This window comes from Chitinophaga sp. 9-1-y, assembly GCF_059511905.2.
In genome coordinates, this window is record NZ_CM197955.1 from 4,729,996 (window position 1) to 4,746,298 (window position 16,303).

At 43.5% G+C, this 16,303-nt stretch carries 11 protein-coding genes; 1 reads left to right on the top strand and 10 read right to left on the bottom strand.

All coding sequences use genetic code 11. From position 1 onward, the window contains the following. Window positions 1–149 precede the first annotated feature (149 nt). From AC5ZC7_RS18595 to AC5ZC7_RS18630, 8 genes are all read right to left on the bottom strand, one after another. Entirely contained in the window at window positions 150–3,659 is a 3,510-nt protein-coding gene (locus tag AC5ZC7_RS18595; RefSeq protein WP_496157401.1) for a glycoside hydrolase family 38 N-terminal domain-containing protein, read from the bottom strand. 135 nt (window positions 3,660–3,794) lie between these two features. Further along, window positions 3,795–4,850, bottom strand: coding sequence for a mannonate dehydratase (locus AC5ZC7_RS18600; protein WP_496157400.1), 1,056 nt, complete (start codon window positions 4,848–4,850; stop codon window positions 3,795–3,797). 20 nt (window positions 4,851–4,870) lie between these two features. Further along, entirely contained in the window at window positions 4,871–5,536 is a 666-nt protein-coding gene (locus tag AC5ZC7_RS18605; RefSeq protein ID WP_496157399.1) for an RraA family protein, read from the bottom strand. Window positions 5,537–5,546: 10 nt separating this feature from the next. Continuing rightward, complete coding sequence (locus tag AC5ZC7_RS18610) at window positions 5,547–5,975, bottom strand: cupin domain-containing protein (RefSeq protein ID WP_496157398.1); 429 nt, start codon at window positions 5,973–5,975, stop codon at window positions 5,547–5,549. Between the two features lie 11 nt (window positions 5,976–5,986). Next, window positions 5,987–6,775, bottom strand: a complete 789-nt coding sequence (locus tag AC5ZC7_RS18615) for a glucose 1-dehydrogenase (RefSeq protein ID WP_496157397.1) — start codon at window positions 6,773–6,775, stop codon at window positions 5,987–5,989. Between the two features lie 10 nt (window positions 6,776–6,785). Then, the gene (locus tag AC5ZC7_RS18620) at window positions 6,786–7,964 is read right to left on the bottom strand and encodes a M24 family metallopeptidase (protein WP_496157396.1); all 1,179 of its coding nucleotides are present in this window, start codon (window positions 7,962–7,964) and stop codon (window positions 6,786–6,788) included. 8 nt (window positions 7,965–7,972) lie between these two features. Further along, entirely contained in the window at window positions 7,973–9,355 is a 1,383-nt protein-coding gene (locus AC5ZC7_RS18625) for a sugar porter family MFS transporter (protein ID WP_496157395.1), read from the bottom strand. A gap of 34 nt (window positions 9,356–9,389) precedes the next feature. Further along, window positions 9,390–10,778 (bottom strand): glycoside hydrolase family 76 protein, encoded by a 1,389-nt coding sequence (locus tag AC5ZC7_RS18630; protein ID WP_496157394.1) that lies wholly within the window; start codon window positions 10,776–10,778, stop codon window positions 9,390–9,392. A 300-nt stretch (window positions 10,779–11,078) separates the two neighbouring features. On the opposite strand from AC5ZC7_RS18630, the gene AC5ZC7_RS18635 reads away from it, so the two are divergent. Next, on the top strand, window positions 11,079–11,972 hold the full coding sequence (locus tag AC5ZC7_RS18635; RefSeq protein WP_496157393.1) for a helix-turn-helix domain-containing protein: 894 nt from the start codon (window positions 11,079–11,081) through the stop codon (window positions 11,970–11,972). A 62-nt stretch (window positions 11,973–12,034) separates the two neighbouring features. Here AC5ZC7_RS18635 and AC5ZC7_RS18640 read toward each other — a convergent pair whose 3' ends face one another. Both AC5ZC7_RS18640 and AC5ZC7_RS18645 read right to left on the bottom strand, forming a co-directional pair. Next, window positions 12,035–14,731: a glycoside hydrolase family 38 N-terminal domain-containing protein gene (locus AC5ZC7_RS18640; RefSeq protein ID WP_496157392.1), complete on the bottom strand. Its 2,697-nt coding sequence runs from the start codon at window positions 14,729–14,731 to the stop codon at window positions 12,035–12,037. Between the two features lie 33 nt (window positions 14,732–14,764). After that, a complete protein-coding gene (locus tag AC5ZC7_RS18645) occupies window positions 14,765–16,288 on the bottom strand; it encodes a RagB/SusD family nutrient uptake outer membrane protein (RefSeq protein ID WP_496157391.1) in 1,524 nt (507 codons plus the stop codon). Between the last annotated feature and the right edge of the window lie 15 nt (window positions 16,289–16,303).

Here is a 16,303-nt window from a genome sequence, read left to right on the forward strand (position 1 = left end):
AATCACTTCACAGCCCAATAATAGCGCTACTTTTCATATTAACATTTTCATACCAAAAATAGATGAGTTATAGTAAAATCCAGGCTTCCGTTTAATATTCGCGTGTTCTCAGTCAATATTCGCCCGCAATTCAGGATTCCCTTAAATACTTATTCTATCATTAATGTTGCTATTCCATATGGTAACATATCAACATCATCTCCCACTTCTCCACCTGGCACTTCATCTGCCACACAAGTCCGTATAGATTTTGGCTTAAATGAAGGAAAGGTAAGATGTACTTTTTCCGGCTTTTCGGATAATGACCGAAGCCGGATAATCATGGAAGTACCATCCGCAGATGTTTTAACTACCGATATAAATATCTTATCATTGTTGATGTTAACTAAGGGCTTAATGTTGACTCTTTCTTTAACAGGAGTAGCTACGAGCGGTTGTGACTGTTCAAGTCCAAAGCGATTAGCTTTAACAGCATCATACCCATGCTGGTGTGGCAGTATCCGGTAACGAAACCTCAATTTACCTTCCTGGAAAAGTGGAAAATTTGTGTGCCAATGATTATTAAGCGCCCAGGAATATATGGTTGAACTTAAAGGTAAATGTTCAATCCATTCCGGGGAGTGAAAAGCGCCTCCGATAATATTGGCTGTCATATTCCCACTTTCAAAGGTAGGAGCATCCAGTGAGCACCAGGTTACTCCCCTATCTGCATTTGATATATCCAGCCAACGTTGAAAACCAATCCAATTACGGTTTGCAGCAGGAAGCTGATCTGCGTCAACTTCTACTACACCCCAGGGAATGTCTATCCGTGTACGTCCGTCCGGAATATCAAAAGCAAATCCAAAATGAACGCCTTCTTTTTGCGTTGTTGCTATTTTATCTACTAAATTATTTACTTCAATTTCAGGTTTACCAGCAATAACGCGCACTTCCCGGATTAATATATTACAGCCTGCTGCTTTTGATTCTATCAGCACCGATGCCACCAGTGGCCCATTCTCTTTAATCAGTGTTTTCACCATGGTAGGCCCGGTAGCTTTCAGGGTATCTTTCACTGAGTTATTTAAGGATGCACTATTATTGACGGCGTATTGGGGGCCATTGGATACCGACTTTCCGCTTCCCATCAAATATCTGTAACTGTTAACCTTACTGGCATCATTCTTACTGACAAAATCATCGCCTGTTTTATCTTTTATACTAATAATATCTCCGGTTACGGAATCAATCACAACTTTAAACAAATCATTCTCCAGGGTATTTCCGTTGGCCATTTTCGCCTTAGGATTCACCGTCTTTTTGGTGCTTAACAGGTAGTTCTTTGCACTTAATGCAGGAATATCAGTAGCCATGAACACCAATTCACCCGTACTTAATCGTTGGGAGACAATCGTTTTATTATGCTCATCCATCACGGAGAATATCCCTTTACTTTGGTCTTTTGTAAGTGTCACTAATCCACTTCGTTGCCAGGAAAGCGTATTAAATACAGCTACAATATTTGATGTGTCTGTTGCTAATGGCTTCAGTGAATTTGAAAGTAGGTATACGCTACTGTCTTCCGCATTCTTAAAAAAAAGTTGCTTTACTTTCCATATTTCATCCTGCATATCAGCCTGGTTAGGGTTCATATAACACCAGGTATGCTCTGAACCCATCAGCACATTACGCCAGGCTTCATTAAGCTCCGTTCGGGGGGCTTTTTCGCCATGATGCAGCATCGACCAAAGTATATCGGCTTGAATTAACCGCTCCTTGGAGTTACGGTTCATACCCGTTTCTTTTGCAGCTGTACCCGCTCCGTCTGTCCAATATTCCGTAAAATCTCCCCTGTATGAAGGAATGACCGCTCCGTATTTTTTTTCGAATGCTGACATAATACCTGTTGAACTTGAAATCACCAGGCGGGGAAATGCATATTCTTCATTCCAGCTTTTTACGGCTTCAGGCAGATCGGCGTCTATAGGCGTATTATCGGCCATTGCCCATGTCATTGGAAATAAATCATAAGGATAATCCTTATCTGCTTCAAGTTCTTTCAGCTTTGACCATAAATAGCCGTCAATGAAGTTTTCGCGGGGGTGATCCGTTTTGACAATCTGGAAAAGCTTATCAGGATCTCGCTGACCAGCCATTAATGGCCAATATTTATACCCCTTTGCTCTTGCTCCTGGAGTATAATCTCCGGGCTGAAGAAACAATACCTTTGAAGTTCCATCCTGTCCAATCCACCAGAATGGCTTGAAATTAAATTTATCAGCTAATCCAATTCGATCCGATCCATTGAAAGGTGCAAAAATATACTTTATCCCAAATTGCGCGGCTATAGGAACAATTCCCCAGGTCATACCAGGAACATCCACCTGAACAATTGTATTTACCGGAACACCTGTCATTTTCTCTATGTTCTTTGCATCTCCAAAATACCTGGGAAACTCTTCGTCGGCGGTAATACTGGTATTATCGTTTATATATCCGGCATCTACATGTATATACCCATGCCGGATAGCATCCAATAAGTCACTTTTTTCGGCTGATGTTGCATTTTTTAAATACCGTTCAACCGGCCAGATAACTTCCGGGTTCCAAACATACCTTGCTCCCTCCGGATAGTTGGACGTTTCCTTTGCAAGCTTCATCCCGTTAACAAGATTCCGTTTATGAATAATCTCCACATTTGCCTGGGTATTGGTATATCCAATATCGACATGTGAGTGTGGATATATGTAAACAGTCCATTGTCTTTGTTTGGGCAAAACAAATGATTTCCGAATGACCTTATTGCCCGATTTTAATTTTATAAACGTCTGTATTTCCTTGTCTATACCAACCCCGGATGGCAGTAATACTTTTACTGTTTCATAACCGTATTTGTTAAAAGGCAATGAAGTGGTTTCCGTCTGTCCGTCAACAGTAACTTCGATTGCTGCAGACTGGTATAAATTGCCTCCCTGAAATGTCAGTACCACTTCCCTTCCTGGTTTGCCATCTTTACAATAACGGTATATACTGGTAGATGTACATTCAAAACCAATGGGGGATGGAAGATCTAACGCTTTCAATTCAAGTTCAGTACTAAATTTCACTTCACTGAGTCCATAAACATTTCCGCCCCAATTAGATGCAGCGGCAATAATTACGGAGGTTAAAGGCCTTACTTTATTAATCACAATTTGACTTGCGGTATCATTCATGGCTTTAGCGTCCGGCAATTCAAATTCCTTTAACAGGAACCAATTATTCCCGTCGGTTGTTCCATATACTTTTGTTAATCGAAATCCGCGATTAGACAAGTTCTCCTGGTTATGATTCCAGATCTGCACAGCACCAATAGGTTTCGGCGTTGAAAAATCAAATCTAACCCAGGCTGGAAATGCCGGCAATCCTCTTACCGGAATACCCGGCACCGGGTTCAAAACGGTATGCCACATGGTAAGTGCGCCGGCATCATTATCATGTTTGTTATCATGAATACCCGAACCATCCGTTAAATGGTTAACACTTTGTTGGGGGCTAAAGTAGCTCGATGCAGATACCCTGATCTCACTTGCCCTGATATCCTGAGCTATCCTGAACGTTGGTTGCTGCGCTACACTATTAAAACCCATCAGGATAAATGTTAAACAGCATAACAGGCCAGTACCTAATATTTTCATTATCATCCGTTAATTGATATACTAGAAGTAAAATTTTGAGTGGCGTTACACCAGCATCTTCCTCGCAAAGATACTGGTATTGGGCCTGGCATTCCTTTATAAATGCGGCCTGCCGCGAATCCCTTTAAGATGTTGCTAAATCAAGTTCAAAGCTGCCTTCATATAACCCAATGTATAAGCCATGCCTGCGTACCATGGAGCATCACAACTCATTTGAGGAGTGTGGTCGGGGATAAACACGCCATCAAATTTCTTCTCTTTAAATATTTTCAAGATCCTTATCAAATCAATATCCCCTTCATCAACAAACACCTCTTTATAATGAGGGACTTTCCCTTTCACATTTCTGAAATGCACATAAGCAACATTTGAAGCGTATTGTTCAGTAGCCTGATAAACATCTCCTTCAGTCATTTCGGCAATAGAGCCCAGGCAGAACTCCAGCATATTACTGCTGCTGGGTTTAATATCCAGTAATTTCTGGTACAACTGCGGCTGATAAACCAACCGGGGCGTTTTCCTGATAAATGGCATTGGCGGATCATCGGGATGAGCCGCGAGTTTTACACCGGCTTGTTCGGCAACAGGAATTAACTCATTTAAAAACCATGCAAGTCTTTCCCATAACTGTTCGTGAGTAATTTCAGGAATAAACCCCGGCGGCGCATTTTTGTCATACACCATGTTCCAAACCATCCCATTCGGGATTGGCCTTTGGTCGGCGTCATTCATACCAACGGAACGTGCGCCACCGCGGGCAAAATTCCCCGTAATACGACTGCTTACCCCGGCAAGGCTGAAATTGTATCCAAATACCGGAATCCCTGCTGCCCCAACATTGCGGATGATTTGTTTCAGTTTTTCGATTTGCATCTTTTTTTGGGGGCCATCCAATAATATATCATGCCAGTGCGCAGGATCAAAGTTTTCAATAGCCTCCAGTTCCAAACCAGCTTCATTAATCTCCTTCTTCAATTGCACTAATTCCTCCACCGTCCATATTTTCGCAGGATCTCCAGCAAATCCCCAACCGGAACCATCTCCAATAGGCTGATCGTTTTTATTCTCCTGGTTCCCCTGGTTGAAATAATCTACCAGGTGCACCACAACATGTGTGCAGCCACATTGCCTTGCAAAATCATAATGCTGCCTGTTGAGCATGTGACGATAAAGCCCCAAACCTAATTTCATCTATATTAAATTTAACTTTTTCAGAGGATACCATATTTTTTAAACGCATCCGTGCTGCTCATACCATTTTCAATTTCCGTACGAACTACTTTTTCTCCTCTGGCTTTTTCAAGCGCCTTAATGATCACTTCCTCTTCATACTTTTTTGGAATCACCAACACGCCATCCAAATCACCGAATATCAAATCTCCGGGTTTTACCCAGACATCACCCACTTCTATGTCGCAACGAAAGTCGGCTACCTGCGTACGCACCGATGAATCCTGCCCATACCGTCCCCGGCTGAATACCGGCCAGTTCTGTGCCACAACCTGGTGGGTATCCCTGTGAAATCCGTTGATTACGGCGCCTGTAGCTCCTCTCATTCTTGCCGTGGCCGTAAGCAGTTCCCCCCAATAAGCACAGCGCATGTCGCCGCCACTCGCGATGTATACTTCACCGTCCTGCAATTGGTCCAGTGCTTCTGTTAATAAGCCAAACGGTTTTTTCTGCGGCCCATATACATCTATCATTAATACCGGCATCGCTCTTCCGATTACAATATCCGATGTATGTATCGGCTGGATAGAATACGGAAGAAATTGATGATAACAGCCAAATCCATCTAATATATCTCCCACAACGGGGGTATATAATTCCTTTCTAAAAAGGTCAAAAAGCTCGATGTCGTTCGCCCAGGATTTCATAAAATATTTTTTATATTCTTTGATGTAAAGTATCCCGTATTTGTTTGTTCAATTCAGATTTTTCCTGCTGAGATAATGGCTGGTATACAAAATCGCCAAGATGGGTGTTACTTTTCTCTATGATAATCAGTTCCGCATCTTTCTCCATGGCAATATTATGCCACACATTTACGGGGATATTGTATGTAATACCCGGTTTCATATGAATACATTCAAATATAAAACCCGTTGGATGTTCCTCTGCAGCAATAAGCACGGCGGTGCCTTTCAGCAGGATAAACACTTCGTCTGTTTGCTCGTGTCGATCCATTTTTTGAATGCCAAAAACATCCTGATCAGGCATGTAGTTCAATTGCGCCACCTGCCAGTTATCTTTTATAAAGAACGGGTTATAACCTTCCCCTGAATGCCTATAAGTTTCTATTAATGTTGGATTCATCTGTTTTATGGTTAAGGACGGGGATCATAAGGAATTGTATTCTCCTTATAGCCTCCATCAATATATATTTCTGTTGCAGTATAATAGGCCGCCTTATCGCTGGCAAGGAATGCACAGGTCCAGGCCACGTCATCAACAACCCCAATTCTTCCCAAAGGGATCCATTTATTGAATTTTTCGACGCCAAATTTTTCAATTTCTGATTTATTCATTTCCGTTTGAATGGCGCCGGGAGAAACAGTAACTACGCGGATATTGTTTTCAGCAAGTTCAAGTGCCAGGCATTTGGTCATCATATTCATCCCGGCTTTGGAGGCGCAATAATGCACCAATCCTTTTCGGGGTACCTTATCATGAATAGAGGAAATGTTAATGATGACCCCACTGTTTTGTTTTACCATTCTTTTCCCCGCCTCCTGCGCGCAAATAAAAGCACCTTTCAGGTTTACATTAAAGATCAAATCCCATTCGTCTAAGTTCAGACTAATGGCGTGTCCAATGGTCTCGCAACCTGCATTGTTTACTAATATGTCTATTTTGCCAAAACGGTTATCTATGAATTCAAACATCTCTATTACTGCCTTCTGGTCAGCAATATCAGCCTGAAATATAAGTACCTGGGCACCGTATTCCCGTTGGAGATCAGTTGCTAATACTTCTACTTGTTGCTTATTATCAAGATAATTAACTACTACATTGGCTCCACAGGAAGCCATCGCCCGGCATATTGCCGCGCCAATCCCCTGGCTTCCGCCGGTAACCAATACATTTTTATTTTTCAGGTCAATGGAATTGTCCATAGGTGTTAATTTAAATTTCTTTACTGGTCAATAACCTGGGATAGTCTGATAGTATTTCAAATCCATCCTCCGTTATCAATATATTATCTTCAATCCTGGCACCACAGCCAATTTCTTCTCCATAAATCCCAGGTTCAACAGTTAACAGCATCCCTTCTTTCAGCAGCCCTGGTGACCCCGGCGAAAGCGTTGGTCCCATATCGTGATACCTGAACCCCACATGATGACCCAATACATGGTTAAAATAGGGCCCAAATCCGGCATCTTCGATATATTTTCGCGCGGCGGCATCAATATCAGCCATCAATGCTCCGGGCTTTATCATAGCGATAGCTTTCTGCTGCGCCTCCAGCACGGTATTAAAAACCTTGCTTTGTAGTGCTGACAATTCGCTTGTTTGACCCGTACGTGTAATATCAGCCCAATAACCGTTTACACAAATGGCCATTTCCAACATGACCATTTCCCCCGGCTGTAACTTTTTCCCGGTTGACCTGTTATATTTTCCACCGGCCATCGCATTTCTGCCTGACATCACCATTGGCCATGCCTTTGAAAAATATACCCCCTCACTACCGGTCATTCTCTGCACGGCATATTCAATTTTACCGGCCAACTCTGCCTCAGTAATGCCGGGCTTTAAATTTTCATAAAATGTGGCTACTGCAAAGGCAGCGATCTTGTGTGTACGCCTGAGACACCGAACGTCTGCATCCGTTTTGTAAGCGTACAGATTAACGAGATCCTGCGTTACATCTTTAAACCCGCCTTCCGTCAAAGTAGAAAGCCTGTCGACCAGGTCAGGAGGCAGCGGAGGCTGCTCTCCCGACATCATACAAGGCGCCGTTCCCCCAATATTTTTTATAAATGCAACCGGAAGATGCTGTATCTTTTTTTCTACCAACTGCCCTTTTATCATGTTGATTAAAATCCCCCATGGATCTGTGCAGTCCATTACCCCCCAGGGGAACTTTTCTACTTTAATATGCTTTGGCAAATTATCTTCCGGTTCCAGCTCAGGCACGAACAAAACGGGTGCATCATCGTCCGTATAAACCAGCAACGAAAGTCCCCATAAAGGGAAATAGCCACAGGTAATCACCAATTCATCCGGCCGCCAGAAAACCAGCGCACCCAGGTTACGCTGCCGGATAATATTTTTAAGCATTTGTTCCCGTTGTAAATTCATGCCCTATTTTACTTTTTCCAAAAATGTTCAATTGCTTCTAATGATTTGCCCTTTGTTTCCGGCACCAGCTTGCTGACAAAATAAGCTGCCGGCAACATGACACATGCATATAGTAAAAACACATATCCTATTCCGATAGTTTCACGTAGTATCGGATACGTTTGTGTTACAAATGTGGATCCCAGGAATAAAGAAAGCGTCGCTACTGACATCGCCCTCCCTCTTATCTTTGTTGGATAAATTTCGGAGATCACCACCCATACCCCAGGCCCAAGTGTTGATGCAAACACGGCTATATAGTAGATAAATGAGCCCAGTAAAAAGTTGCCCGTAGTATATCCTTTCAGGAATGCGATGCCAATGAGAAATAATGCAAGACTCAGACCGGCGAAGCCCCAGATCAACACCGGCTTTCTTCCCCATTTATCAATTTTCCAGATGGCAACAAACGTAAATATCATATTGAAAAAACCTATGACAGTAGCGCTCCCCATAGCTGATCCGGCTTGTCCTCCTGCCTGTTCAAAAATTGCAGGTGCGTAATACATGACGGTGGTAATTCCGGAGAGTTGACTTAAAAAAGGAAGAGAAATGCCGATGATCAGGGCCAGGCGAATGCCCGGGGCAAGCAACTGTTTGAAACTTCCCGACTCTTCCGCAATACTCATTTCAATTGCACTTAATTCAATCATTGCCATTTCTTTGCCATTCACGCGTTCCAGCACCCTTTCGGCTTCCTTTATATGGCCTTCTTTCACCAACCATCTTGGGCTTTCCGGCACAAAAAGCAGGAAGATGAAAAAGAATAATGCCGGAATCATATTAGAGCCAAGCATACCACGCCATACTTCAGCGACCAGGTAATAATGCAGGAGCCCCGCTGAGTTGCCGGTTATGTGATGATCAGCATACTTCAAAAGAAAAGCGTTGGAGAGGTACGAACACAAAATGCCCAGCGTTATAGCTAACTGATAAAATGAAACCAACCTCCCTCTCAGCCCGGCAGGCGACAATTCAGAAATAAACATGGGCGCAACCATTGCCGCAAAACCAACGCCTACACCTCCAATAATCCGCGCTGCAACAAGAAAGGATGGCGTTTGCGCGATGGCACACCCGATGGCCGATATGATAAATAAAATGGCCGACAACAGCAGTATTTTTCTACGGCCATATTTATCGGATAAGTACCCCGCAACAGCAGCCCCAATGACACAACCGAGCAATGCAGAACTCATGAGCCAGCCTTCCATGACGGGCGATAAGTGAAACTGTATCCTTAAAAAGTTGATGGCACCTGATATCACCGCTGTATCAAAGCCAAATAAGAAGCCGCCAAAACCGGCCGTAAAACAAATTAATATGACATAAGCATATCCATGCAATTTCATATAGCCACTTTAGTCGTTATAAATATTGATTAGTCTACGTAAGCCTGATCGTTGCCCCCAATGCATCAAGTCCAATAGATTGACAAACACCGATCCTTTGCTGCAGATTTGCTTTTGCTATATCCCATTTTAAGATATTATCTGCAAGCCCCCATTGACTCCGGAATTGCTGAATATATAATTTATCATTTTCAATACTGGTATATTCAGGCTGAAACTGGTTATTAGATGCATCCCGGGTTTTCCATAGTGCGTTTGCAGTTGCCTGAATATTATGCTTGAAATCAACTCCTATAATGCTGCTGTCTAGTTTTCCGAGATAACGCATCATGATCCCCCGGCCGGCGAGATAATCGCTGCCAAATTCGGGGCCCATATTTGCGATAAGGGGCGCTTCACGAATAATGTGATCTTTGTCGCTAATCAGCGTCGTTTTTATGCCCTTGCTTATTAGTGACAGGTAGCGATGTACCTTCTCCGTAAAGGTGTTGATATCGAAGTTCACTTCCTTTTTATGCGCTGATACCCATGCGGCAAGCTGGGTTTTAATTGCCAGCAAGTCCGAAAGCGCGGCCAGTAACATGCCCTGATCGCCTGTCCACACCCATCCTTTATGCCAGGTTGGATGGGTAATTTCCGTATAATCAGATCCATTAAAGAAAGCGGTGGGCCGTTCCTGTACCAGTGCACCACCGGAAGTAGTCTTCTTCAGATATTCATATTTATCCAGTTGAAACCAACTGTCAAACCATATCCATTGGCGGTAAGCCATGTCCAGGTATTTTTCATTATCACCAATGTTCTCTGCCAGTGTTAAACGATAAATACGGGTAGACAGTAAGAAAAACAACACATTGGTTACCGTATTTTTTGCGCCCTTATCATTGCCTTTGGCATCTCCATTCCTGAAGCCATGCGGAACCGGGTTGGCCGTTGATAAAAAGTCATAGGCATGATCATTTGCCTGTTTCCAGCACAAATCGGTGGAGAGCTGCAGATATTTATCTGCCAATTCCTTATTACCTGTGCGCAATAAATGTCGTCTTGCGTTAAGTCCCATTAGTCCCCACCATCCAAAATCATCCGTCCATAGGCCACCGGGATCCGTGCTTTTGAAATAGGCAAAATCTTTTTCCAACATCGTATTCACCCTTTGTTGTATGGATTTTACCTCTCCATCATCAGCCCATCTTTGGTGCAGCGCATCTGCAAAATTCAGGCAGGCATCGAAAGTATTCCCCCTTCTCCAGAAATCATTAAAATCCCAAACTTCCTCAAACCTGCCAAAAGCCGCGATGCACTTCGCTTTAAGTTCGGCATCATCCTGCATATCTTTATCGAAACCGATATTGGCAAGGGGCTTAATTAAAGGAAATAACAAGACATAACCTCCCGCCGTTTTTACAAAATTTCGTCTTTTCATGGCTGATTTCAGTGTGAGGTCAAAACTAATTTCAATCGAACAACATTCCTACAAGTCTATAAATCGTTACTTAAACTATTTTAATAGATTCCCGATTAAATATACAAATATGATTAATGTAGATAAAAAAGGCAGCAGCTCATACGCCAGGAGAGTGAAAAAACGCCCATATCCAGATGATTTGGTAAAACTCTATTAATCATTATTGCAACTTTATTAATCAAATTATGGGCAGTGGAATAATAAAAATAGTAAAATTCTTTTATAAATACTAACTTTCAGTATACAAAATGAATTGCAATGAAGGCAAATTTAATTGAGGTAGGAGCCCTGAATATGCAGGCTATTTTTGTAAAACATGTCAACAAGAGTAATTTCAACTCCCTTTTTCATTTCCATGAAGTGTGCGAGTTGAATTATATAGTGGAAGGTACCGGAAAAAGTATTGTTGGTGACTGCATCAGGAATTACTCAGCCGGAGACCTGGTTTTACTGGGTCCTAATCTTCCGCATATCTGGTATGGCGATCCTTCTGAAAGCAATTCAGGCGATAAGCAAACCGGAAAAGCAATTGTTATTTATTTCCCCGCAAATTATATGAAGATGTTGGGCCTTGAGGAACCTTTTATACAGAAAGTGGAAAACCTCATTGAAAAATCAAAAGCGGGCATCAATTTTTCGTCAAAAACAAAACAAAAAATTGCTGTTTTATTAGACGAAATACTGAATGCTACAGGCATCACAAAAATAATCCTGTTTCTGGAAATAATGAATGTCCTGATAAGCACAAAAAAGTATGAGCAACTCTCTTCTTTTGCATTCAGGTTTTCGTTAAATGAAAAGGATGCGGAAAGAATGAATAATGTTTACCGGTATGCATTGGAAAATTTTAGAGAGCCGATTGATTTGGCCACCATTGCCAAAGTAGCGAATATGACTCCACCGGCCTTTTGCGGTTTTTTCAAGAAACGAACAGGAAAGTCTTTTACCGGATTTCTAAATGAATTAAGAATAGGACATGCCTGCAAATTATTGGGAGATTTGGATTTAACGATAGCAGACATTTGCTTTAATTCGGGATATCGAAACTTCACTCATTTTAATGATTTCTTTAAAAAGATAACCGCGAAAACGCCCTCTGAATATAGAAAAGAACTTATGTCTATAGAGCAAACAGCACAGGCTCTTACATAAAGAGCCTGTGAGTAATCGCCGGATATGGTTTTCTCCTGAAATCTGTCTGTCTTAATTCATGTTTATCTTATCCGTATTGTTTCAATAGAATACGGTGGTACTGTCAGCATAATGCCAGGCGCTGTCTTTTTCATTGGCTGATCTTCTTCTTCAATAATATTCGTCTTTGTAACACCGTTGATGGCGCCAAACCAATCGATCTTTGCCTCTGTACTTTTCCCTTGCATATCTACCAACCGCATAACAACGCTGTTTTCGTCTTCGGATTTTTTTATCGTTGTAATAAGCACATTATCGGAATTAGTACCGGCGAAGCTATACGTTAATGGAAGTCCGTTACGTGCCTGTGGTACATCTACCACCAGGGCACGTAAGGGTTGGTTTTGCTGTTTACCAGTGTTGGCAGTAGCTTTCCAATCCCCTGGCGAAGAGGTCAGACTAAACTCAAAATGATGATTACCGGGCTGGAGATAATAGTTGCCCTCTCCATGACAGCTTTTCCTGCTGGCCAATAAAATAGGTTGCAAAACGGTTTGCCGGTTATTGCTATCCGTAGCATCCACCCAATCGAATACAGCTACGGAACTGCTGATTGTAACCGAAACATTGTCTTTGCTGGCATTAAACCAGTCCTGCACTTCCCTGGGATGCACTTTACTACATGGTGATGAATAGTCCTGGATGCCATACGAAAAACCAGCCGCACCCTTTATCTCATCCTTGCCCACCTCCACTACCCCCATGGGGACTTCGTAAGCGACCCTGGAATCCGTTTGATTCAGCGGAAAAGCCATCCTGTATTCGCGGTAGCGCTCCCCTGAAAATCCAAGAATGTCCGCCTTGAAATCTATCTGCTTCAGCGATTCATATAAAGTGACTGTTTCCCTGATGGTAGCAAACTGTGTTTGCTGCACCAGTTCCCAGGTTTTCCGGACAGGCCCGAATTCAGTACAATTCCATTTGGATCCATACTGACTTACTTTTTCAAACCCCTGCATGGTCACCGGCTGTACATCCGTAAATTCGCCGGCGCCATTACCCACTGATTGTAGCTGAAAGATCTCTCCCCCCAATAGTTTATCTGTTTTTAGCAATTCCGTATTCAGTTCCTTATCAAAGATACTTTTCACGCCTCCCGGGGCCAGTTCGATTTTATAGAATTTATTTTCATACACCGCAGCTCCCGCCGCTGCCGTTATCAGGGAAGGCTGTGTAGGCGCTATGGGGACCCCATTCCTGAAGCCTGCCACATAAGGTTCCAGGGTATAGGTCTTATAACCCAGGGAAGGAACTTTTTCTGCCACAAAACTAAGGGTGATGGTCTCGTCAGAGCCGCCGGCCGGGCTACTTTCTATGCGCTGGCTGGGTACCTCTTTCCCTGAAGCCGCATCGACTATTTTGTAAGACAACGTATCTTGTCCATACACTTTGATGCTGACTTCCACCCTATCTGTCCGTTCTTTGGACAAAGGATTGAATATAACCAGCGACCTGCCTTTTTTATCGAAACCAACCTGCCGGACGATATCCTCCAGGCTGTGTTGCAATACTTTATCGGACAGTGCACAAGCCTCTTCGAACTTCGTCCTGAATGTCAGATCCGTCATATCCCCATGCTTTCCGCCCCAGCCATGATCGGCGTAGATGGCCTTTTCCCAGGCAGTAGTCAGCTCCGATTGGGGATAATGGGTAAAGTCTTTTTGCAGGGTTGCATCCACTGCCGAAAAGATCTCTGCAGCAATGAGTGTCCGGCTGGCTTTGCGTGATGCGGCCAGTGCACGCTCATGCGTTGGGCCATGTATATACAACCAAACGTTAGGGCGTTCTCCTTTCAACGTTTCGTAGATGGCGTGAGGCGCATCCAGCGCTTTGAATACGTTAGCCGCGATCCCATACTTCAGGGAAGGCAGACCCAGGCTACCAGCCTTCTTATTCCAGTCCTGGAAAAGTGTATAATAGTCGTTCGGCTTATTCCAGTCTCCATCGATCAGCATCGGCAGCACCGGCCGGAATTTGTTGGTCTTGTAGTAAACACTCCATGCCTTGATATTATCGAGCACCTCCCGTTCTTTCGCAGTATCACTTTTTGCAGCGCGGAAATTGTGAGAGGAGGCGTCATAATGCCCGGGCGTGAACATGAGGACATTGCTGCCGTCCGGGCTATACCAGCGGTAAATACCTGCCTCATGCCGGGAGATGTAAAGATATTTTATACCCGCCTTGGACAAAATCTGAGACATCTGCAATGCCTTACCGGGCACGTCTTCGTTCCAGTCGGTGAGAAAATCGCAACCAGGCAGGATTTTCTTCAACCATTTTTTTCCCAGATAGGTTTGGCGGATGAGCGCCTCTCCGTCATACATCGATTCGTAAGGCATATTATAAGTGGCCCCCCATTCTAACCGACCTTCTTTTGTGTATTTCAGGATTTCATCATACCGGTCCGGATGACGGGCGAGGTATTCGCGTAAACTCAGGGCGTCTTCCACGCTAAAACAATAATCAGGATTGCTTTTCATCAACGCCAGCACGGGTGTGATCATATTATCCGCTCTCCATATCTCACAGGCGCCGATGGAGTCCATCCAGGCAATGTCCTGGTGGCTTGAATTGATCAAACTAACCGTTCCATTTTTAAAATAAGATGTATTGGTATTTTTTGATCCGTGCGGCCGGTAATTTATCTGTGCCGACAGAAAACTGGTGTGGCATGAAAATGCCAACACCAGGAATAAAAAGATCTTTTTGAAAAATGGCATGAGAAAACGTTTAGAAAAAAATGGCTTTTGGATTTAATAACCAGTATTATTCGGCGCCAACTTTGGGTTGACATCCATCTCCGACTGGGGAATGGGGAACAACAGGTGTTTGGACTGGAAAGTCCGGGTTCCGCCACTACCAGGGAAGCTATATCCCACCATCGGTACAAATTGATCATTCTTCGTGTCATAGACCATCCTTGTCCGCACCATATCGAACCAGGTTTGGTTCTCAAAGCATAGCTCATGATTACGTTCCCTCCAAACTGCTTTCCGGAACTGGTCGTGTGTGAGTCCCGACAGAGGCGCCAGATTAGCACGGGTGCGGATGGCGTTTAGATATGTATATGCATCTGTGCCCGGTGTTCCGTCGGCCTCATTCTGAGCTTCCGCGTATAGCAAATAAATATCGGAAAGCCGGATAACAGGAAAACACTTACTTGAAGGGAGACCGGTTTGCTGAACAACGTCGTCAAAATATTTGAAGATATGCTGTCCATTTGTGAATACGACATTCGCCCCTGTTGCGAAATTAGGATAATGCGAATAAAAAAACTGTTTCTCTTCTACCCTTTTATCTCCTGGTTCATATGACTTATAAAAGGTAGTATCTGGTAATAGTGCACCTATCTCTCCCTGCCCGTTAGAAATATAACTAAAGCTGGGTAGTGTGAAGGAGAAGATAGGACTGGCGGCGATAGCGGAAGAAAACTGCACCATGAAGATATTCTCCATTTTATTATCGTTGGCCGGATCACGGAATTGGTCATAGTTCTGGTACAGCGTATACTTATTGGAGGTAATCACCTCCAGCGCTTTTTGTTTCGCCAATGCATATTTATCGGTTTGTTGCAAAGGGTAACCGGCCATAGTTTCATACACCTTAGCCAGCAACGATTTTACGGCACCGATAGATACTCTTCCGGTATTGTCGGCAAATGGAAGACCACTTTTCTCGGCAGCCAGCAGATCAGGGACGATCTCCTTCTCATAAATATCTTTGGCTGCCGTTCTGCTCACCTGGAGGTTGTCTGCTGTAACGGTTGGCTCAGTAACAAGTGGCACGTCTCCAAAAATACGTGTCAGGTTGAAATAAAACCAGGCCCGTAAGAACTGCGCCTGACCAATCAATTGCGCCTTTTGCGCATCGGGTACAATAGCAGCCGGCATCTGTTGGATATTTTTTATTGCCAGATTCGCTGCGTCGATACCTTTATAGGAGCTTCGCCACCATTGCGTGAAATAGAGGTCAGTCGGCGTCATGGTCAGGTTCAACAGATTGGCGTTGTTGTTAGACTGGTTGATCTCCGTCCGGGCCTGGCCCGTTGGCATTTCCAGCATAAACATAGCATCTTCACTGTACAGGCCAATACTGGCATAAAAATCCCGCGTGAAGGCATAGATGCCGTTGATAGCATTCTGCGCCTGTACAAGGCTGGTATAATAGTTATCAGGGGTATAAAAGCTTTTGGGATCTTCCTGCAAAAACTTTGTACAGGAGAAATTCATCGAAAGAGAGATGAGTAATATGCCCTGAAATATCTTTATTCTTCGCATAAAATAGATTTGATA